Annotated in this window: 15 protein-coding genes; 8 read left to right on the forward strand and 7 right to left on the reverse strand. The window is 69.2% G+C overall.

Annotated features, from left to right (window positions below; translation table 11 throughout):
• Window positions 1–58: 58 nt before the first annotated feature.
• Complete coding sequence (locus ACTWQA_RS01920) at window positions 59–2,428, reverse strand: DNA translocase FtsK (RefSeq protein ID WP_443157554.1); 2,370 nt, start codon at window positions 2,426–2,428, stop codon at window positions 59–61.
• Window positions 2,429–2,715: 287 nt separating this feature from the next.
• On the opposite strand from ACTWQA_RS01920, the gene ACTWQA_RS01925 reads away from it, so the two are divergent.
• The gene (locus ACTWQA_RS01925) at window positions 2,716–3,381 is read left to right on the forward strand and encodes a tyrosine-protein phosphatase (protein WP_443157555.1); all 666 of its coding nucleotides are present in this window, start codon (window positions 2,716–2,718) and stop codon (window positions 3,379–3,381) included.
• Here ACTWQA_RS01925 and ACTWQA_RS01930 read toward each other — a convergent pair.
• Both ACTWQA_RS01930 and ACTWQA_RS01935 read right to left on the reverse strand, forming a co-directional pair.
• A complete protein-coding gene (locus ACTWQA_RS01930) occupies window positions 3,371–3,991 on the reverse strand; it encodes a response regulator (RefSeq protein WP_443157556.1) in 621 nt (206 codons plus the stop codon). The two genes, ACTWQA_RS01925 and ACTWQA_RS01930, sit on opposite strands and share 11 nt — an antisense overlap.
• Window positions 3,991–8,007 carry a HAMP domain-containing protein gene (locus ACTWQA_RS01935; protein ID WP_443157557.1) on the reverse strand — a complete coding sequence of 1,339 codons (4,017 nt, stop codon included), beginning with the start codon at window positions 8,005–8,007 and terminating at the stop codon, window positions 3,991–3,993. Before ACTWQA_RS01935 ends, ACTWQA_RS01930 begins: the two co-directional genes overlap by 1 nt.
• Window positions 8,008–8,110: 103 nt before the next feature.
• Between ACTWQA_RS01935 and ACTWQA_RS01940 the strand changes: the two genes are divergently transcribed.
• A complete protein-coding gene (locus ACTWQA_RS01940; RefSeq protein ID WP_443157558.1) occupies window positions 8,111–10,546 on the forward strand; it encodes a SpoIIE family protein phosphatase in 2,436 nt (811 codons plus the stop codon).
• On the opposite strand, the gene ACTWQA_RS01945 is transcribed toward ACTWQA_RS01940, so the two are convergent.
• The 3 genes from ACTWQA_RS01945 to ACTWQA_RS01955 form a co-directional block, all read right to left on the reverse strand.
• Entirely contained in the window at window positions 10,536–11,471 is a 936-nt protein-coding gene (locus ACTWQA_RS01945; RefSeq protein WP_443157559.1) for an aldose epimerase family protein, read from the reverse strand. The genes ACTWQA_RS01940 and ACTWQA_RS01945 overlap by 11 nt on opposite strands.
• Window positions 11,468–12,430, reverse strand: a complete 963-nt coding sequence (locus tag ACTWQA_RS01950) for a LacI family DNA-binding transcriptional regulator (RefSeq protein WP_443157560.1) — start codon at window positions 12,428–12,430, stop codon at window positions 11,468–11,470. Before ACTWQA_RS01950 ends, ACTWQA_RS01945 begins: the two co-directional genes overlap by 4 nt.
• A 99-nt stretch (window positions 12,431–12,529) precedes the next feature.
• On the reverse strand, window positions 12,530–13,324 hold the full coding sequence (locus ACTWQA_RS01955; protein WP_443157561.1) for an NAD-dependent epimerase/dehydratase family protein: 795 nt from the start codon (window positions 13,322–13,324) through the stop codon (window positions 12,530–12,532).
• 136 nt (window positions 13,325–13,460) lie between these two features.
• Here ACTWQA_RS01955 and ACTWQA_RS01960 point away from each other — a divergent pair, with 136 nt between their 5' ends.
• From ACTWQA_RS01960 to ACTWQA_RS01980, 5 genes are all read left to right on the forward strand, one after another.
• Window positions 13,461–14,771 (forward strand): sugar ABC transporter substrate-binding protein, encoded by a 1,311-nt coding sequence (locus ACTWQA_RS01960; RefSeq protein ID WP_443157562.1) that lies wholly within the window; start codon window positions 13,461–13,463, stop codon window positions 14,769–14,771.
• Window positions 14,768–15,694 (forward strand): carbohydrate ABC transporter permease, encoded by a 927-nt coding sequence (locus ACTWQA_RS01965; protein ID WP_443157563.1) that lies wholly within the window; start codon window positions 14,768–14,770, stop codon window positions 15,692–15,694. The genes ACTWQA_RS01960 and ACTWQA_RS01965 overlap by 4 nt, the downstream gene beginning before the upstream one ends.
• Window positions 15,691–16,551, forward strand: coding sequence for a carbohydrate ABC transporter permease (locus ACTWQA_RS01970; protein WP_305923440.1), 861 nt, complete (start codon window positions 15,691–15,693; stop codon window positions 16,549–16,551). The genes ACTWQA_RS01965 and ACTWQA_RS01970 overlap by 4 nt, the downstream gene beginning before the upstream one ends.
• A gap of 64 nt (window positions 16,552–16,615) precedes the next feature.
• Window positions 16,616–17,383, forward strand: coding sequence for an IclR family transcriptional regulator (locus ACTWQA_RS01975; RefSeq protein ID WP_443157564.1), 768 nt, complete (start codon window positions 16,616–16,618; stop codon window positions 17,381–17,383).
• A gap of 12 nt (window positions 17,384–17,395) precedes the next feature.
• Window positions 17,396–18,301: a 5-dehydro-4-deoxyglucarate dehydratase gene (locus tag ACTWQA_RS01980; protein WP_443157565.1), complete on the forward strand. Its 906-nt coding sequence runs from the start codon at window positions 17,396–17,398 to the stop codon at window positions 18,299–18,301.
• A 163-nt stretch (window positions 18,302–18,464) separates the two neighbouring features.
• On the opposite strand, the gene ACTWQA_RS01985 is transcribed toward ACTWQA_RS01980, so the two are convergent.
• Window positions 18,465–19,934, reverse strand: coding sequence for an aldehyde dehydrogenase (NADP(+)) (locus ACTWQA_RS01985; RefSeq protein WP_443157566.1), 1,470 nt, complete (start codon window positions 19,932–19,934; stop codon window positions 18,465–18,467).
• Between the two features lie 104 nt (window positions 19,935–20,038).
• Between ACTWQA_RS01985 and ACTWQA_RS01990 the strand changes: the two genes are divergently transcribed.
• Window positions 20,039–21,295: a glucarate dehydratase family protein gene (locus tag ACTWQA_RS01990; protein ID WP_443157567.1), complete on the forward strand. Its 1,257-nt coding sequence runs from the start codon at window positions 20,039–20,041 to the stop codon at window positions 21,293–21,295.
• Window positions 21,296–21,333: the final 38 nt, after the last annotated feature.

The following is a 21,333-nucleotide window of genomic DNA, read 5'->3' on the forward strand; positions in this document are numbered from 1 at the left end:
CAACATTGCGTAGTGGTTCATATTCAACCAGTAGCTACCCCGCAGGGACGCATTGGGGTCATTCGCCACGCAGGTCGGCCAGCAAACCCGCGAGGTCGTCCGGCTTCACGAGCACCTCGCGAGCCTTGGACCCCTCGCTCGGGCCGACCACGTTGCGGCTCTCGAGCAGGTCCATGAGCCGCCCGGCCTTGGCGAAGCCGACCCGCAGCTTGCGCTGCAACATCGAGGTCGAGCCGAACTGGGTGGTCACGATCAGCTCCGCCGCCTGGATCAGCAGCTCGAGGTCGTCGCCGATGTCCTCGTCGATCTCCCGCTTGACCGGCGCGGCGGCGACGTCATCGCGGTATTCGGCCTGCATCTGCTCCTTGCAGTACGAGACGATCTCGGCGATCTCCTTCTCCGAGACGAACGCGTTCTGGATGCGGATGGGCTTGCTCGCACCCATCGGCAGGAACAACGCGTCACCCTGGCCGACCAGCTTGTCGGCGCCCGGCTGGTCCAGGATGACCCGCGAGTCGGTGAGCGACGAGACCGCGAACGCCAGCCGGGACGGCACGTTCGCCTTGATCAGGCCGGTGACCACGTCCACGCTGGGCCGCTGGGTGGCGATGACCAGGTGGATGCCGGCCGCGCGGGCCAGCTGCGTGATCCGCACGATCGAATCCTCGACGTCGCGCGGCGCCACCATCATGAGGTCCGACAGCTCGTCCACGATCACCAGCAGGTACGGGTACGGCTGGTAGACCCGCTCGCTGCCGGGCGGCGGCTGCAGTTTGCCCGCCCGCACGGCCTTGTTGAACTCGTCCACGTGCCGGAACCCCGACGCGGCCAGGTCGTCATAGCGCCGGTCCATCTCGCCCACCACCCATTCGAGGGCCTCGGCGGCCTTCTTCGGGTTGGTGATGATCGGGGTGATGAGGTGTGGGATGCCCTCGTACACGCTCAGCTCGACCCGCTTGGGGTCCACCAGCACCATGCGCACCTCGTCCGGCGTGGCCCGCATGAGGATGCTGGTGATCAGCCCGTTGACGCAGACCGACTTGCCGGCGCCGGTGGCGCCCGCGATGAGCAGGTGGGGCATCTTGGCAAGGTTCGCGACGATGGTGCGGCCCTCGACGTCCTTGCCCAGCCCGACGATCATCGGGTGGTGGTCGGCCTGCGCCACCTGGGAACGCAGCACGTCACCGAGCGACACCAGGTCCTTGTCGGCGTTCGGGATCTCCACCCCGATCGCCGACTTGCCCGGGATGGGCGACAAAATCCTGACATCTGCGGATTTAACGGCGTAGGCGATGTTCTTGGTGAGGGCCGTCACCTTCTCGACCTTGACCGCGGGGCCCAGCTCGATCTCGTACCGGGTCACGGTCGGCCCCCGGGTGAACCCGATCACCTGCGCGTCGATCGTGAACTGCTCGAGCACGCTGGTCAGCGCGTTCACCACGGTGGTGTTGGCCTTGGTCTGCGGCTTGGGCGCGCTGCCCTGCTTGAGGAACTGCAGGTCAGGCAGGCTGTACGGCCCCGCCTGCGGCGACAGCACCAGCTGCTCGACCTTGCGCGGCGCGGGCGTCGGCTGCGGCGGCTCGGGCCTGCGCTCCGCCTCGGCGGCGGGCGGCTCCTCCTCGTCGGTCAGCCCGGGCACGATCTCCGGAGAGTGATCGGCCCGTTTGTCCGGCTTCTCGGCTAGGACGGGGGTGTCGTAGGGCTTGACCGTGTCGCCGCCCTCGCCGGCGTCGGACTTCTTGACCCGGGTCCGCTTCCTGCCCGGCTCGCGCGGCTGTGGCTCGGCGTGCCGCTCGAACAACATGTGCTTGAGCTCGCCCAGCCGCTCGGGGATCCGGTGCACGGGGGTGGCGGTGATCACCAGCACACCGAAGCCGGACAGGAGCAGCAGCAGCGGGATCGTGATCCACGGCGGCAGGAGGCTCATCGGCGGCGCCGACACGATGAACCCGATCATGCCGCCGGCGGCCGACACCTTGTCCATGCCCTGACCCTCGCCGGCCGGGTAGGGAGTGCCGTTGGCCACGTGGATCACGCCGAGCACGCCGACGAGCAGCGCCGCCCAGCCGATCACCATGCGGCCGGTGTCGGCGTTCTGGTCGGGGTGGCGTAGGTAGCGCCAGGCCAGCAGGCCGAGCAGCAGCGGCAGCGCCCAGGCCAGCGACCCGAACACGCCGTGTACGGTGGTGTTGACCACGCCGGAGATCGCCCCGTCGGCGTTGCGCCAGGTCATGGCCGCCAGCACGATCGCGCCCGCGAGCACCGTCAGCCCGATCCCGTCGCGCCGGTGCGCCGGATCCAGCTCGCGGGCGTTCTTGCCCAGCGCGCGAGCCATGCTGCCGACGCCGTTCGCGAACAACATCCACAGCCCGACGATCAGCTTGCCGATCATCGTGAAGACCCAGCTGATCGGATCCTGGTGGGTCATCGAGGGCTTGCGGCCAGAGGCGGCTCCCCTCGCCCTGGACCCCGCCGACGTTCCGGTCCGCTTCGCGGGGGTCGAGCGAGCCGAGGTCGACCGCTTCGCCGGCCCCTTCGATGCGCTTTTCGGCGTACGGGTGGCCATGATGCCAAAGGTACGTCGGAGACACCGCGCCGCGCGCGGAGGCTCGCCGAACACCCCTCACATCACTCTCGTCAAAGGTGACGAGAGATTCACTTCATGTCCACGCAAAGGCCGCATGGCCGCAGGCAAGGCCTTCCTTACTGGGATACATGCCTCTCCTCAATTTCCGGGACGTGGCGGTCGAGACCGCGCTGCGCCCGGGCGTGCTCTACCGCTCCGCCCAGCCGCACACGCTCACCCTCGCGGACGCGGAGCTGGTGGCGGGCCTGCGGCTCATCGCCGACCTGCGCGGCGACGACGAGCGCACGCCCGGCGACTGGGCGCCCGTCCTGGGCGGCGCCGTCAGGCACGCGCCGCTCGGCGCCGGCTCCGTCGCCTCGCCCGCCCACCTGGCCACGCTCCCGGCAGACCTGGACCTCGGCGAGATGTACGTGGGCCTGCTCGAGCACAGGAGGACCTGGCTCGCCGGGGTCGTCGCGGAGATCGCCGACGGGCTGCCCGCGCTCGTCCACTGCGCCGCGGGCAAGGACCGCACGGGCATCGTGATCGCGCTGATCCTCGACCTGGTCGGCGTGGACCACGAGGCCATCGTGCGCGACTACGCGCTCACCGCCAAGGCGCTGCCGGACCTGATGCTCACGCTCGGCATCGCGCTGCCGCCCGGCATGCCCCCGGCGCTGCTGGAGGCGCCCGAGAGCGCGATGCGCACGTTCCTGGCCGCGCTGAGCGCACAGGGTGGCGCCGAGCGAGTCCTGCTCGCCGGCGGCCTGACCCCCGCTCACGCCGCGCGCCTGCGGGCCGCCCTCATTCCCTGACCCGGCCCTCCACAGAGGAGATCACATCGAACGCGGCCTGCATGGCCGCCACCCGGTCGGCCAGCTCCTTGACCGTGTCCCGCAGCCCCTCGTCGCCGGAGGCGGCCTCGGCCACGCTCGCCAGCCGGGACTCGACCGCGCCGAGCCGCTTCGCGAAGTCCGACAGCGCCTCATGGTCGTCGACGAGCTGGGTGAGCAGGGTGGTCTGCTCGACCAGCACCGCGGTCTTGCGGAACAACTCGATGAAGACGGCGACCTTGCTCCTGAGCACCCACGGGTCGAAGGGCTTGGTGAGGTAGTCCACCGCGCCGACCGCGTAGCCGCGGAAGGCCGCGCCCGAGCTGGGCTCGGTGCCGGTGAGGAAGATGATCGGCACGTCCCTGGTCTGGTCGAGCCGCTTGATGTGGGTGGCGGTCTCGAACCCGTCCATGCCGGGCATGAGCACATCGAGCAGCACGACCGCGAAGTCGTGGCGCAACATGAGCTTCATGGCCTCCTGCCCCGACCGGGCCTTGAACAGCCGTTGCTGGAGCGGCCGCAGGATGGCCTCCAGCGCGACCAGGCTCTCCTCGTTGTCGTCGACCAGCAGGATCTTGACCTGGCGGTTCATCACTCGATCCACCCTCGCATCACTTCGAGTAGATGGTCGAGGTCCACGGGCTTGGGCACGTAGTCGGACGCGCCGCAGGAGATCGTCTTCTCCCGGTCGCCGGGCATGGCCTTCGCGGTGAGCGCGATGATCGGCAGCTCGGCGAACCTCGGCATCTCCCGTACGGCGGCGAGCGTCTCGTAGCCGTCCATCTCCGGCATCATCACGTCCATGAGCACGAGGTCGATGCGCTCGTCACGTTCCAATGCCTCGATGCCCTCCCTGCCGTTCTCGGCGTAGACGATCTCCATGCCGAGCCGGCCGAGCACATGGGTGAGGGCGTAGACGTTGCGGATGTCGTCGTCCACGATCAGCACCCGCCGCCCCGCGAACGCCTCCCCGAGCGGGCCGTCCTTGAGCAGGCTGAGTTTGGTGGCGGACTGCCACAGGTCGTCGGTGTCCACGGTCGGCCACTCGGCCTGCGGCTGCGCGGCACGGGCTTCCACAGGCTTGGGCGCGGGCTGCCAGTCGGTGTCGCCGGAGACGCCCGGCGCCGGGCACCCTGCGGGCACGTACAGCGTGAACGTGCTGCCGACCCCCGGAGTGCTGATGGCGTGGATCTCACCGCCGAGCAGGCGGGCGATCTCGCTGCTGATCGACAGGCCCAGTCCCGTGCCGCCGTATTTGCGGCTCGTGGTGCCGTCGGCCTGCTGGAACGCGCCGAAGATGGCCGGCAGCTTGTCGGCCGCGATGCCGATCCCGGTGTCGCTGACGGCGAACACCAGGACCTCGCCCTCCGGCGTCCGCCTGGCGGGATCGACGGACACCTGCAGGCGGACCTCGCCGGAGGAGGTGAACTTGACGGCGTTCGACAGCAGGTTGCGCAGGATCTGCTGGAGCCGGCGCTCGTCGTTGTAGAGCTCGCGCGGCGTGCCGGGGCGTACCTCGATCTCGAACGTCAGCCCCCGATCCACGGTGAGCGGCCGGAACGTGGCATCCACGTAGTCGAGCAGCTTGCTCAGCGGCAGCTTCTCCGGGCGCACGTCCATCCGCCCCGCCTCGATCTTGGACAGGTCCAGGATGTCGTTGATGAGCTGGAGCAGGTCGCTGCCGGCGTTGTGGATCGTGGTGGCGAACTCGACCTCCTGCGCCGACAGGTTGTCCTCCGGGTTGTCGGCCAGCAGCCTGGCCAGGATGAGCAGGCTGTTGAGCGGCGTGCGCAGCTCGTGGGACATGTTGGCGAGGAACTCCGACTTGTAGCGGGAGGAGGTGGCCAGCAGGTGGGCCTTCTCCTCCAGCGCCGCGTTGGTCTTGCGCAGCTCGGCCTGCTGGCGCTGCAGCTCGTCCGAGCGGCCCTGCAACTGCTGGGCCAGCCGCTGCGACTCCGACAGCAGCGCCTCGGTGCGAGAGTTGGCGATGATCGTGTTGATGGCGACGCCGATGGTCACCACGAACTGGTCGAAGAAGGCCAGGTGCACGTCGCTGAACCGGCTGAACGAGGCCAGCTCGATCACGCCGAGCACGTTGTCCTCGAACAGGATCGGCAGCACCACGACGCTGGCCGGGGCGGCCTCCCCCAGCCCCGAGTGAACCTTGATATATCCGGGCGGCACGTCCTCCAGCAGGATGCGCTTGCGTTCCAGCGCCGCCTGCCTGATCAGTCCCGACCCGGGACTGCCAGGTCCGGGCAGCACGTCGTGGGCCGCGCCGTAGCCGGCGATGTAGGCGAGCGAGCCGTCGGGAGAGTCGTGGCCGGCCAGGAAGAAGGCGCCGTACTGGGCGCTGACCAGCGGCGTCAGCTCGCGCAGGATGAGGTCGGCCACCTCGACGAGATCCCGGTGACCCTGCATGAGGCCGGCGATGCGGGCCAGGTTGCTCTCCAGCCAGTCCTTGGCGCGGGTGGTCTCGCGCAGGTTGGCGACCATGAGGTTGACGTTGTTCTTCAGCTCGGCGACCTCGCCCTTGGCCTCGACGCTGATCGCGCGGCTCAGGTCGCCCTGCGCGACGGCGCTGGCGACCTCGGCGATGGCACGGACCTGGGTGGTGAGGTTGGAGGCCAGCTCGTTGACGTTCTTGGTGAGGCGTTCCCAGGTGCCGTAGACACCCTCGACCTCGGCCTGCCCGCCGAGCCTGCCTTCGGAGCCGACCTCGCGGGCGACGCGGGTCACCTCGGAGGAGAACGACGACAACGTGTCCACCATCGTGTTGATCGTGGTCTTCAGCTCGAGGATCTCGCCGCGAGCGTCCACGTCGATCTTCTTCGACAGGTCGCCGTTGGCGACGGCGGTGGCGACCTGCGCGATGTTGCGGACCTGGCTGGTGAGGTTGGAGGCCATGAAGTTGACGTTGTCGGTGAGGTCCTTCCAGACGCCGCTCACTCCCCGCACCTGGGCCTGACCGCCGAGCCGCCCCTCCGTGCCCACCTCACGCGCCACCCGCGTCACCTCGTCGGCGAACGCCGACAGCTTGTCGACGGTGGTGTTGATGGTGTCCTTGAGCTGGAGGATCTCGCCTCGGGCGTCCACCGTGATCTTCTTGGACAGGTCGCCGTTGGCGACGGCGGTGGCGACCTGCGCGATGTTGCGGACCTGGCTGGTGAGGTTGGAGGCCATGAAGTTGACGTTGTCGGTGAGGTCCTTCCAGACGCCGGAAACGCCCCGCACCTGGGCCTGACCGCCGAGCCGGCCCTCCGTGCCCACCTCACGGGCCACCCGTGTCACCTCGTCGGCGAACGCCGACAGCTGACCCACCATCGTGTTGACGGTGTCCTTGAGCTGGAGCATCTCGCCCTTGACGTCCACGCTGATCTTGCGGCTGAGGTCGCCCTGGGCGACGGCGGTGGCCACCTGGGCGATGTCGCGGACCTGCTCGGTCAGGTTGGAGGCCATGAAGTTGACGTTGTCCGTGAGGTCCTTCCACACACCGCGCACCCCGCGTACGTGAGCCTGGCCGCCGAGCCGCCCCTCCGTGCCCACCTCACGCGCCACCCGCGTCACCTCGTCGGCGAACGCCGACAGCTGACCCACCATCGTGTTGATGGTGTCCTTGAGCTGGAGGATCTCGCCCCGGGCATCGACAGTGATCTTCTTGGACAGGTCGCCGTTGGCCACCGCGGTCGTCACCTGGGCGATCGAGCGCACCTGGGTGGTCAGGTTGGAGGCCATGAAGTTGACGTTGTCGGTGAGGTCCTTCCAGGTGCCGAGCACGCCCTTGACCTCGGCCCGCCCGCTGAGCTGCCCTTCGGTGCCGACTTCGCGGGCGACCCGCGTCACCTCGCTGGCGAACGACGACAGCTGATCGACCATGGTGTTGACGGTCAGCTTGAGCTCCAGCAGCTCGCCGGTGGCCTCGACCGTCACCTGCCTGGTCAGGTCGCCCCTGGCCACGGCGGTGGTGACCACCGCGATGTCGCGCACCTGCGCGGTCAGCCGCCCGGCCATGGCGTTGACCGCCTCGGTCACATCGCGCCAGCTGCCCGACATGCCCTGCACCTTGGCGCGGCCGCCGAGCCGACCCTCGGTGCCGACCTCGCGCGCCACCCTGGTGACCTCGCTGGAGAACAGGGCGAGCTGGTCGACCATGCGGTTGACGGCCTTGCCCATCAGCCGCAGGCCGCCGCGCAGCGGCCGGTTGTCCTCCTGCAGATCGACCCGCTGCGACAGGTCGCCGTCCGCGACCGCGTTGAGCACGCGGGTGGCCTTGGCCGCGGGAATGACCAGCGCGTCGATCAGGGAGTTGACCGCGGTCACGTTGACCGCCCAGCTTCCCGTGCCGGGGCTGGAGGCGACCCGCTCGTCGAGGCGCCCGTGCTTGGCCACCTCGCCGCGCACCCGGGTCAGCTCGGCGGTCAGGTGCTCGTTGCGCTCGACGACCTGGTTGAACACGATCGCCAGCTCGGCCAGGACCGGATCGTCAGGCACGTCGAGGCGATGCCGGAAGTTCCCGTCACGCAGCCCCTGCAGCGCTGTGAGCAGGGGCCGTAAGTCCGACAGGTGGAGCGATCCACGTACGTAGGGGGGTTCCAACTGCGCGACCATGGCGGCCTTCTTCACAACTGGAGAACTGGAGGTATCAACGGCATCAGTCTGCCACTCTGAGAGTGACCGAACTGCCACATCGAGTGATGTTCTAGGACGCACAGTGGACACGACCCGGGTGTCGAGCACGGCCTTCGACGGCACTCCCCATGCCCCGGCACATGCGCGCAAGTTCGTACGCCAGGTGCTCGGCGAATGGCGGCTGGGCCATCTGGCGGAGGACGCCGTGCTGCTGACCAGCGAACTCGTCACCAACGCCGTGGTGCACGCGGGCACCGGCATCGAGCTGACCTGCCGGCTGAACGTGGAGGCCATCCCGGCGAAGCTGGAGATCGAGGTCGACGACCACCATCCGACGAGGACCATCGAGGAGGCCGAGGCCGTTCCTGCCGACACGATGCGCACCTCGGGGCGCGGGCTGGCGCTCGCGGGCATGCTGGCCGACGCCTGGGGCGTCACGTACACCAAGACCGCCAAGCGGGTCTGGGTGCGCATGGAGCTCGGCGACGGCTTCGACCGGCAGGAGGCCCTGTCCGCCTCGCTCCCCATCGCCCCGCCCGCCGAGTCCCTGCATGTCGGCGTCATCGTCTGCGACCGCGACGGGGTCGTCGAATCGTGGAACTCGGAGGCGGAGAAGCTGCTCGGCTGGCAGGCCGATGAGGTCGTCGGCGGGTCGCTGGAGAAGCTGGTCGCCTGGCGCGGCCACGGCCCGTACGCGCTCACCCTCGCCGACACGCTCGGCCTGGGCCGCTGGCGAGGCGAGGCCCACATGCGGCACCTCGACGGCACGATGATGCCCGTCTACGTCTCGCACCTGCGGGCACGGGGTCAGCGGTCGGCGATCTGGATGGTGGTGGCCGCCGACCACCGCTACGTCCTGACGCCGCCGCCCGCGCCGATGCGCAGGGAGGCGGGGCGGCGGATCAAGGACCTGCTCGACCAGGACATGCCGTTCGCGGAGCTGCTCGACACGATCGCGCACATCGTCCAGGTCTCCAGCGGCGGCGACGCCGCGTACGTGCTGCTCTCTGCCGACGGCGGCGACAGGTTCGGCGTGGCGGCGGGCGCCGGCGCGACGGCGGGATTGGTGGGGGTGCTGGCCACGGGCGTGTTCAGCGCCGGCAGGAAGGCGCCCACGATGCTCGACGACCTGCTGGCCGAGGACGTCGAGCTGGCCGAGCAGCTGCGGGCCCGCTCGCTGGCGTGCGCGCCGCTGCTGGTGTCCGGCGAGGTGACCGGCTACATCGTGGTGACGGCCACCCAACCGGGGCGCTTCGACCAGGAGCTGACGGTCAGCCTGCAGCACATCGCCGACCAGGTGGCCGTGCCGGTGCAGCGCGAGCGGCTGGCCGAGGAGGACCGGGCGCACCGGGGGCGGCTGTCGTTCCTGGCCGAGGCGGGCGAGCTGCTGGCGGGCGTGCACGACGAGGAGCTGATCGCGGCGTTGACCGCGCAGCTCGTCGTCCCCAAGATCGCCACCTGGGCGGCGGTCTACCTGACCGATCTGGCGGGGATGACCAGGCTCGCCCACGTCTGGCACAGCGAGGAGCGGCACAACGCCGAGCTGCGCACGTTGTTGCCGGCCATCCCACGCACCGCGCTCACCGAGGTGAGCTGGCCGGTCGGCCCGGAGACGGTGCTGTCGTTCCCGCTGCTCACCCAGGGCAGGTCGCACGGCGCGCTGGTGATCGGCCGCGCCGAGCCGACCCTGCCGCTGGAGCTGGCCGACCTGCTGGCGGACCTGTGCCGGCTGGTGGCGCTCAACCTGCACACGGCCATGTTGTACGCCCGGCAGGCCACCACGTCGCGGGTGCTGCAGCGCAGCCTGCTGCCCATGCGCGTGGCCCCCATGCCGGGGCTGGAGTCGTCGGTCGTCTACGAGCCGGCCGAGGAGGGCGCCGACGTGGGCGGCGACTTCTACGACCTGTTCACGGTGGCCGACCACTGGTGCTTCGCGCTCGGCGACGTGTGCGGCAGCGGGCCCGAGGCGGCCGCGGTCACCGGGCTGGCCAGGCACGCCGTACGCCTGCTCGCCAAGGAGCACTACACGGTGGCCGACATCCTCGACCGGCTCAACCAGGCGCTGCTGGAGGAGGGCGAGGACGGCAGGTTCCTCAGCCTGCTGTGCGGCGAGCTGACCCCGCTCGCCCAGGGCGGCGCGCTGTGCACCGTCGCCTCGGCCGGCCATCCGCCGCCCCTGCTGCTGCGGGCGGACGGCACGGTCCAGGCGGTCGCGACGCCGCAGTTGCTGCTGGGCATCGAGGCGGACGCCAGGTTCTACGTCGAGACGTTCGAGCTGGCGCCCGAGGAGGTGCTGCTGTGCGTCACCGACGGCGTGACCGAGCGGCGCGACGGCGACCGCCTGCTCGACGACGGCGACGGGCTGGCGGCGCTGCTGGCCGGCTGCACGGAGCTGAGCGCCCACGCGGTGGCCGAACGGGTGCGGCACGCGGTCGAGACGTTCGCCGCCGAGCCGTCGCAGGACGACGTCGCCCTGCTGGTGATCAAGGCCGCCCCGCTGCGGCAGGTCAGGACGTGAACCTGTAGGTGGTGGTGGAGGTGCGGCGCTCGCCCGGCCGCAGCACGGTCGAGGGGAAGTGCGGCTGGTTGGGCGAGTCGGGGTAGTGCTGCGTCTCCAGGCACAACCCGGCGAACGGCCCGTACGGCGTCGCGACCCCGTCGAGCATGCTGCCCGTGTAGAACTGCACGCCCGGCTCGGTGGTCGTGACCTCCATGGTCAGGCCGCCGGCCGTGACCTGCATGCCGCCGTCGAGGACGAAGCAGTGGTCGTAGGCGCCGTCGTAGCGCTCGGCGACGGCGTGCGGCTCGGTGAAGTCGAACGGCGTGCCCTTGACCGGCGCGAGCTCCCCGGTGGGGATCTTGTGCTCGTCCACCGGCAGGTAGTGCTCGGCCTCGAGGCGCACCACGTGGTCGCGTACGTCGCCGGCGCCGGCCAGGTTGAAGTAGGAGTGGTTGGTCAGGTTGACCACGGTCGGCGCGTCGGCCTCCATCGCGTAGTCGATGCGCAGCGCGTCGTCCGCCAGCGTGTAGGTGACCTGCGCGGTCAGCGTGCCCGGGTAACCCTGGTCGCCGTGGGGGCTGGTCAGCGTGAGCGTCACCGCGTCGCCGGAGCGGTCCTGGATGGTCCACACCTTGCGGTCGAAGCCCTCGAGGCCCCCGTGCAGGCTGTTGAGGCCGTTGTTGATCGGCAGCCGGTACTCGACGCCGTCGAGGGTGAAGCGGCCGTTCGCGATGCGGTTGCCGTACCTGCCGACGACCGCGCCGAAGTAGCGGCTGCGGGTCAGGTAGTCCTCCACCGAGTCGAGACCGAGCACGACGTTGCGGCCCGACACCTCCAGCGAGCGCACGATGCATCCCAGGGTGAGCACTTCGGCACGCAGCCGTCCTGACGACAGCTCCACCTGCTCGACCTGCTCCCCCGACGGCAGCGTTCCGAAGATCATTTTTGCGCCCTTCCCGTGGACTCGCGAACTATGAGGGCGGTGTCGAGGGTCACTGTCGCGCCCTCGCCCCCCGACTGCAGCAGCAGATCGACGGCCATCCTCCCAGCTGCCACGGCGGGCATGGCCACCGTGGTCAGCTTGGGCCGGTTGAGCCGGCCCGGCAGGATGTCGTCGAACCCGATGACACTTATCTGGTCTGGTACCCCTATCTCCATCGCGGCCAGCCCCTCGATCAGGCCAAGCGCGACGAGATCGTTGTACGCCAGCACGGCGGTCGCCCCGCAGGCCGCCACGTCCGCGGCCACGGCCAGGCCCCCCGACTCCGTGGGCTGGTTGGGGCCGAAGAAGACGAGGTCGAGCCCCGGCGCCTCGGCGGCGACGCCCTGCATCTCGTTGCTGGTCCACGAGCCGATCGGGCCCGACACGAGGGCGATCCTGCGGTGGCCGAGCCCGGTCAGGTGCTCCAGGGCGAGCTTGGCGCCCTGGGCGACGTTCATGAGCACCGCGGGCATGCCCTTGATCCGGCGGTTGATCACCACGAACGGCACGTCCTCGGCCAGGCGCTCGATCATCCGGTTGGACAGGCGGGGGCTGCACAGCAGGACGCCGTCCACCTGCTTGGTGAACGTCCTGATCAGCTCCTCCTCCACCCGCGGGTCCTCGTCGGTGTCGGCCACGAACACGTGGTAGTCGCGACCCCTGGCCTGCGCCTGGGCGGCCTTGATGAGCGGCGGGAAGAACGGGTTGGAGATGTCGGCCACGATGAGGCCCATGTTGAACGTGCGTCCCGTCGTGAGCGCTCTGGCCGCCCGGTTGGGGCGGTAGCCGAGGTCGTCCGCGACGGCCATCACCTTGCTCCTGGTGGCAGGATTGACCAGGTGCGGTGCGGAGAAGGTGCGCGACACGGTGGACACGTGGACGCCGCAGGCGCGCGCCACGTCTTTGATCGTCGCCGTCATCGCCCGTCCTCCCTTGCAAACGGTTGCCAAGAGTAAACCTTGACGTTCGCCAGTCCGGTCGTCAAGGTTCCTGCAACCGGTTGCTACCGCACTCCGCGGTTACCAGGAGCCGCCCAGCTCGTTGAGCGTGAAGACGCCGCCCGCCCGGTCGTGGATCGGCTGCGTCGGATCCGGCTCGCCGTGCTCGGCGATCAGCGCCGGCGCGAACGACTCGGAGTCGTCCCGGGAGACGTACCCGAGGGAGGTGGCCTCCTCCAGCGACCACCACCGCCGCGTGTTGTCCGAAACCCCCCAGACGACGTGATACCCGGGCGCCACCAGCGCGGCCTCCACGAGACGGGCCAGGTCGTCGGGCGAGATCCAGGTCGCCAGCCCGCGGGTGTCGAGCGGCCCCTCGTTGCAGGTGCCGAGCCGGACAACGGTGATGTCCATGCCGAACCGGTCATGGTAGAGGCCGGCCAGCGCCTCCATGACGACCTTGCTGACCCCGTAGTAGGTGTCGGGCCGCGGGAAGGCGTAGTCCGGCAGGTCCTCGCCGCCCGCCGGCCGGGTGTGGAAGCCGGCGGCGTGGTGACTGCCCATGAGCACGAGGTGCTGGACGCCCTCCTGACGCGCCGCCTCCAGCAGCACCTGCATGCCGTCGATGTTGGCGTGCACGATGTCGGCCCAGGGACGCTCCCGGCTCTGGCCGCCCAGGTGGAGCACCGCGTCCACGCCCTTCATCGCCTCCGCCATGGCGGCCGGGTCGGCGAGGTCGGCCGTCACCCATTCCTCCCCCGGGCCGGTCTCCACCGCCCGGAGGTCGGAGAGCCGCAGGATGCGGCCCTCGCGGGCGAGCCGCGGGCGGAGCAGCGTGCCGACTTTCCCCGCGGCACCGGTCATGAGAATGCGCATGCATCCATGGTGTACACGATTCTGACTGAAATTCACATCCTTGAATATTGACCGTGATGCATACGTGTAGTTACGTTCACACCCACGAGTTCAAAAACCGGACTCATGTCCACGTATGTGAACGGGAGGCGGTCTGATGTCACGTCGCTTGCTCGGGACCGCGATCATCGCGTCCCTGGCCGTAACGCTGACAGGCTGCGGTTCCGGGGGATCATCAGCTACTGACGACACGTTGGAGATCTGGATCAGGCAGGCGCCCGATTCCGACTCCGCCAAGACGGCGAAAAAGCTCGCCGACGCATTCACCCAGGCCAGCGGTGTCAAGACGAAAGTCGTGGCCCTCTTCGACGATTTCGAGACCAAGCTCAACCAGCAGGCCGCCCAGAAGCAACTTCCTGACATCGTCATCAACGACACCGCCCAGCTCGGCAACATGCAGTCGCAGGGCTGGTTAAGAGAGGTCGACAAGGCCTCGCTGGCCGGCGGCGACAAGCTGTCGGACCGGGCGTGGAGCGCTGCCACCGGCAGCGACGGCAAGGTGTACGCCGCCCCGTTCTCGGCTCAGGCGTTCGCGCTGATCGTCCGCAAGGACTGGCGCGAAAAGCTGAAGATGGAGCCACCCCAGACGTGGGAGGACCTCGCCAAGCTGGGCACCGCGTTCACCGAGAACGACCCCGACGGCAACGGCCAGAAGGACACCAGCGGCTTCGTCATCCCCGCCGGTACCAAGCGCGGCTACGCCTCCTGGTACGCCTCCTCGCTCATCTACGGCAACGGCGCGGACTTCCTCAAGGCCGCCGGTCCCGGCAAGTACACGGCCACCGCCAACGACCCCAAGTTCGTGGAGGCCGTCCAATACCTGCAGGACCAGTTCTGCAAGTCCAAGACCGTCAACCCCGGCGCGGTCAGCAACGACACGACCGTCACGCACGAGGTGTTCGAGAAGGGCCAGGGCGGCATCTATCTGGTCGGCCCGTACGTGCTCGCCCGTTTCGTCAAGAGCGTCGGCACCGACAAGATCGAGGTCCTGCCCGTGCCCAAGGGCCCGTCCGGCGGCCCCGGCACCCTCGGTGAGGGCGAGAACGTCTACATGATGGTCGGCTCGTCCATGGAGGACGCCCAGAAGAAGTTCGCCGAGTACGCGATCTCCCCCGAAGGCCAGAAGATCGGCATGAACAAGGACGCCAACGGCGCCATCGTCCGCCTACCGGTCAACACCACTGTGGACATGGCCGCCGAGCGCCAGGACCCGCGCTGGAAGGTGTTCCAGGAATCGTACGAGTTCGCCGTGTACGCCCCGCCGGTGCCGAACTGGGCGCCCATCCGCCAGACCTCCGCCGACGCCGTCAACACGGTCTGGGCCGACTGCGCGGCTGACGTGAAGACGGCGATGGACGGGCTCAACACCAAGCTCACCCAGGAACTGCAGAGCCAGAAAGCGTCATGACGTCGACCCTCACCCGGGCCGGGGCCCGGACGGCGCCCCCGCACCGCCGCACCAAATCGGTGCGGTGGCGGGGGTCGCTGATCGCGTGGCTGTTCCTGGCGCCGGCGTTGCTGCTGTTCCTGTACTTCAAGTTCATCCCGATGGCCCTAGGCCTGTGGAAGAGCTTCCACGAGGTCCACTACATCACTGACACGTGGGTGGGCCTGGACAACTACAAGACGATCCTCACCGACGACGCGTTCGGTGCCGCCATCTGGCACAGCATCGTGCTGGCGCTCGGCACCACGATCGGCTCGCTCGTGCTCGGGCTCGGGTTCGCGCTGCTCATCGAGGGTCCGGCCCGGTATCTGTGGTTCGTCAGGACGGCGGCGTTCCTGCCCGTCGTGACCACGATGGCGGCCGTGGCCGAGGTGTGGCGGATCATGTTCCACCCGGCCGACAGCGGCATGCTCAACACGATCATCGGCTGGGTGGGCGTCGATCCGCAGCCGTGGCTGGCCAGCGAGAACTCCTCGCTCTGGTCGATCATGCTGATGAGCATCTGGCGCGGCACCCCCTACGACATGATGATCTTCCTGGCCGGGCTGGTCGGCGTGGACCGCACACTCTACGAGGCGGCGGCCGTGGACGGCGCCTCCACGTGGCGGCGGCTGCGGCACATCACGCTGCCGGCGCTGCGGCCGGTGTTCTGGATCCTGTTCACGCTGGCCGCGATCCGCGGGCTGCGGGTGTTCGTCGAGGTCTACGTGCTCACGAACGGCGGCCCCAACGGGTCGTCCGAAGTGCTGATGACCTTGATCTACAAGCTCGGGTTCCAGTCGAACGAGCTGGGGGTCGCCTCGGCGGGCGGAATCGTGTTGTTCCTGGCCACGCTGGCGCTCACCGTGGTCGTGCAGTTGTTGCGCAGGAGGCAGGCGGCATGAGGTTCGACAGCGCTCTGGGGTTGGAGTCGCGCAGAGGGCCTGTGGCCATCACCGGAAAGGTCATCCTTTATGGCCTCATGGTGATCGTTTTCACCGGACCTCTGGTGGGGTTGCTGATCAGCGCGTTCAGCAAGACCCTCGACCCGACGTCGTTCACGCTGTGGCCGGAGGAGTTCACGCTGGAGAACTTCGTCCAGGCCAAGGACAAGAACGTCTACCTCTACCTGCTCAACTCGTTCATCGTCGTGGGCTTCGGGCTGCTGCTGCAGATGCTGGTGAGCGTCTTCGCGGCGTACTCGCTGGCCCGCAAGAAGTTCCGCGGCATGACGTTCGTGATGCTGCTCATGCTCGCCACGATGATGCTCCCCGAGGAGATCATCGCGATCCCGCTGTCCCTCGTCCTGGCCGACATGCCGGTGTTCCACACCAACCTCATCGGCACGTACGCCGGGATGATCCTCCCGGTCGGCGCCTGGGGGTTCTCGATCCTGGTCATGACCGAGTTCATGAAGGAGGTGCCGGTCGAGCTGGAGGAGGCCGCGCGCATCGACGGCGCCGGCGAGCTTCGGATCTTCGCTACGATCATCGTGCCGTTGTGCCGTCCCGCGCTCGGTGTGATCGGCGTCTTCGGGTTCACGATGATCTGGGACCAGTATCTGCTCCCGTTGATCGTCGCGCCCCAGTCGGACATGTGGACGCTGCCCATCGCGCTGCGCTCGCTCCGCTCCGACGAGGAGGTCGGGATCGGCGTGCTGCTCGCTGCGTCGCTGCTGGCGCTGCTGCCGTCGATCATCGCGTTCCTGGCGTTCCAGCGGCAGTTCATGCGTGGGCTGACAAGCGGCGCTGTCAAGGGTTAAGCGTCCATGTATCTGGACGCTATCCCATATCCTGGATCTTTGAAGCCTCAGGGCACGAGATGGGATGAGCATGGAGCCCCAGCTGGTCAAGTCCGCCGAGCGGACGGTACGCATCCTGGAAGTCCTGGCCGAGTCGCACGACACGTTGACGCTGTCGGAGCTCCAGCAGCGCACCGGGTTCCCGCGCAGCAGCCTGCACGCCCTCATGCGCACGCTGGTCGAGCTCAACTGGGTCGAGACCGACTCCGGCAGGTCCGCGTTCGGGATCGGGCCGCACGCGCTGCTGACCGGCACCGCATACCTGGACAAGGATCCCGCGCTGCCGTTCGCGCAGGAGATGCTGGAGGACCTGCGGGACGAGATCGGGCGTACGGTGCACTTCGCCCGCAGGGACGGCGCGCACGTGCTCTACCTGGCGACCAGGGAGTCTCGCGACGCCGCGCACGTGATCCCCAGAGTGGGCCGGCGGCTGCCCGCCCACGTCACGGCGCTCGGCCAGGTGCTGCTCGCCCAGCTCACCGACGACGAGGTCGTGGCGCTGCTGCCCGAGCCGCTGGTGTCGCTCACCGAGCACACGATCATCGACCTGGCCAAGCTCACCGGCGAGCTGGACCAGGTCCGCACCAGGGGCTGGTCGTACGAGCGCGAGCAGGGCACGCCCGGCGTGGCCTGCGTGGCCGTGGCGGTCGACTACCGCATCCCGGCCACGGACGCGATCAGCTGCTCCATGCCTGCCGGTCTCCCGCCCGCCGACGTCGAGCGGATCACCGAAGCGGTGATCAAACACACCCGCAAGCTGGCTGCCACTCTGCGCAGGGAGGGCATCCGCTAGAAAGGACTGCTGATGCGGCTAGATGGTGTTCTCTTCTTTCCGGTGACCCCGTTCGGGGTCGATGGGGAGCTGGCCGAACCGGTGCTCGCCCGGCACGTCGCCGACGGGGTCGCGGCCGGGGCGGGAGGAGTGTTCACCGCATGCGGCACTGGTGAGTTCAACGCCCTCGATCTCGGCGAATACAGCCGGGTGGTGGCCACGGCCGTCGCCGCCACCGAGGGGCGCGCCCCCGTCTTCGCCGGGGCCGGCGGCACATTGCCCGGCGCCAAGGCGATCGCCCGCGCCGCTGCCGCCCAAGGCGCCGACGGGCTGCTGCTGATGCCTCCCTACCTGGTCACCGGCCCCGCCTCCGGCCTGGTCCGGTACGTGCGGGAGGTGGCCGAGACCGTCGAGCTGCCGATCATCGTCTATCAGCGGGGAACCGCACGCTTCACGCCCGAGGCCGTGGCGTCGCTGGCGCAGCTGCCCAACGTCGTGGGCTTCAAGGACGGGCTCGGCGACTTCGACCTGCTGCAGCGCATCATCCTGACCGTGCGGCAGTCCACCGACCAGGAGTTCACCTTCTTCAACGGCCTGCCGACCGCCGAGTTCACCGTGCCCGCGTACCGGGGGATCGGGGTGAGCCTGTATTCGAGCGCGGTGTTCGCGTTCGCGCCCGAGATCGCCCTCGCCTTCTACAAGGCCGTGACCGGCGGGGACGAGGTGCTGGTGCAGCGGTTGCTCACCGGGTTCTACCTGCCACTGGTGGAGCTGCGGGACACCGTGCCCGGTTATGCGGTCTCGCTGGTGAAGGCAGGGGTGCGGCTGCGCGGGCTGGACGTCGGGGGTGTGCGGGCGCCGCTGATGGATCCGTCGCCAGAGCATGTGGCGGTGCTGGAACGGCTCATCGCCACTGGGCTCGAGATCGCCGGGGCCTGAGCAGGTCGCGGCGCTCAAGCGGCTCATCGCCACCCGGCTGGAGATCGCCGGAGCCTGAGCAGGTCGCGGCGCAGAAGCGGCTCATCGCCACCCGGCTGGAGATCGCCGGAGCCTGGCGATGCGCCTGGAGGCGGCATCGACGCCGCCTCCAGGCCTACGCGCTTCACACCTGCAGACGCCCATCCACCCGTCGCGGAATGGAGAGCGGGTTGTCATCCTTCAGCTCGTCCGGCAGCAGCGCCCCCGGCCAGTCCTGGTATGCGGTCGGCGCCAGCCACCGGTCGATGGCCGTGGCCCCGACGGAGGTGTGCGTCGTCGTGGCGGCAGGCCAGGGGCCTCCGTGCTGCATCGCCCAGCACACGGCCACACCGGTCGGCCACCCGTTCCAGATGAGCCGTCCGGCCCTCCTCCTGAGAACCTCCACGAGCTCACCGGCCTCGTCGGCGTCGGTGCCGTGGACGGTGGCGGTCAGCGAGCCGTCCAGCCGCTCGAGCACGGGCCGCAGATCGGAAATTTCCCGATATGTCACTACGATCGACGCAGGCCCGAAGCACTCCTCGCCGATGTGCGGCAGCTTCCCGGCGAAGGTGTCCAGATCGGTGGTGAACACCTTCGGCGTGACCGCCCAGGCGCCCTCGCCCGGCTTGCCCTCGGCCAGCAGCTGCAGCTCGCCGAGCCGTTCGATCCCGCCCAGATACCCGTCCCTGATCCGCTCGGCCAGCATGGGCCCGCCGCTGGTCCCCTCGACGGCCTCCACCAGGGCCTTGCGCAGCTCGTCGCCCTCGGGCACGAACATGAGCCCGGGATTCGTGCAGAACTGCCCGGCTCCCAGCGTCAGCGACCCCGCGAAACCGGCGGCCACCCCCTCCACCGGCGCCGACGGCAGCACGACCACGGGGTTGACGCTGCCCAGCTCGCCGAAGAACGGGATCGGCACCTCCCGCTCGTCGATCAGCTTCTGGATCGCCTTCCCACCGGCCACGGACCCGGTGAACCCGGCCGCGACCACCGACGGGTGCTGCACCAGGTCGATCCCCGCCTGCATGCCCTGCACGAGACCCAGCAGGTCCGGGTACGGGAGCGCGTCCCGCACGATCTTCGCGACCCGCTCGGAGGTGTTCGGATGACCGGGATGCGCCTTGACGACCACCGGGCAGCCCGCGGCCAGCGCGGAGGCGGTGTCGCCGCCGGCCACGGAGAACGCGAACGGGAAGTTGCTGGCCGAGAACACGGCGACGACGCCGGACAGCGGATGCTTCATCCGCCGCACGTCGGGCCGGGGCGGCGTGAGCGACGGGTCGGCGTGGTCGATGATGGCCTCGACGTACGCGCCGTCCCTGAGGACCTGGGCGAAGAGCCTGAACTGCCCGGCGGTGCGGGCGACCTCGCCGCGCAGGCGTACCTCGCCGAGCGCGGTCTCCTCGTCGGCGAGCTGCCACAGCTCGTCCACGTGCGCGGCCAGGGCGTCGGCGACCGCCTCGAGCGCGAGCGCGCGCTCGGCCGCCGGCGTCGACCGCCAGGCCTGGCCGGCCGCGGCCGCGGCAGAAACGACCATGTCGACCCCGGCGCTGTCGGTCTCTTGCAGGGCGGCGCCCACGGTCTCGCCGGTCCTGGGGTCGTGTCCGTAGATCATCGAATGGCCCTTCGGAGTCTTGACACTTCTTCAGCCTGATTCTTACAGTTTTGGCAACTTGTCCACAAATCTGGCTATTGTTCACATATATGGACGGCGGTTGTATGATCATCAGGGAGATCCGCGTCACACCCGTTGCCTTCCGGGATCCGCCCCTTCTGAACGCCGCCGGGGTCCACGAGCCGTGGGCCCTCCGTACCATTGTCGAGGTCGTCACGGACGAGGGCCTGACCGGCCTCGGTGAGACGTACGGCGATCTCGAGCACCTCGGCAGGGTGCGTGAGTGCGCGCAGGCCCTGATCGGAATCGACGTGCACGCCGTGAACACGATGTACGCCCGGATCAACGCGCGCGTCGGTGACGTGGTGACCGATCTGCACGGCCTGACCGGCGTCGCCACCAAGGAGAAGAGCGTCGACCGGGTCTTCGCCGCCTTCGAGGTGGCCTGCCTGGACATTCGCGGCAAGGCGGCCGGCGTGCCGATCGTCGACCTGCTCGGCGGCCGGGTCAGGGAAGCGGTGCCGTACAGCGCGTACCTCTTCTACAAGTGGGCCGGCCACCCGGGCGAGGAGCCGGACAGATTCGGCGCGGCACTGGACGAGGCGGGCGTTGTCGAGCAGGCCGCGCTCCTGATCAAGGAGTATGGCTTCAAGTCGATCAAGCTCAAGGGTGGCGTCTTCCCGCCCGACCAGGAGATCGCCGCGACCAAGGCCCTGCACGAGGCGTTCCCCGGCGTGCCGCTCCGGCTGGACCCCAACGCCGCCTGGTCGGTCGAGACCTCGATCCGGGTCGGCCTTGAGCTCGAAGGCACCCTCCAGTACCTGGAGGACCCGACGCCCGGCATTCCCGGCATGTCCGAGGTCGCCGCCGCCGTGCCCATGCCCCTCGCCACGAACATGTGCGTGGTCACCCCCGAACACCTGCCACCCGCCATCACATCCCGCGCGATCGGGGTCCTCCTCCTGGACCACCACTACTGGGGCGGACTCGTACGTTCCGCGCATATCGCCACCCTCTGCGACACCTTCGGGCTGTCGCTGTCCATGCACTCCAACTCCCACCTCGGCATCAGCCTGGCCGCCATGACCCACCTGGCCGCCGCCACCCCGAACCTCACCTTCGCCTGCGACACCCACACCCCGTGGCAGGACGGGCAGGACGTGGTCGCGCCGGGCAGCCTCCGCTTCACCGACGGGGCCGTCCCCGTCCCCAGCGGCCCCGGCCTGGGCGTGGAGCTCGACCGGGACGCGCTGGCCCGCATGCACGAGCAGTATCAGAAGTGCGGGATCGTGGCGCGTGACGACACGACGTACATGCAGCGGTTCGAGCCTGGCTTCACGGCGGCGAGGCCGCGGTGGTGACCCTGTTTCGGCTCACTGAGCCCCGTCCGATGAACGCC

Source organism: Nonomuraea sp. 10N515B (assembly GCF_052245915.1).
Taxonomy (GTDB): domain Bacteria; phylum Actinomycetota; class Actinomycetes; order Streptosporangiales; family Streptosporangiaceae; genus Nonomuraea.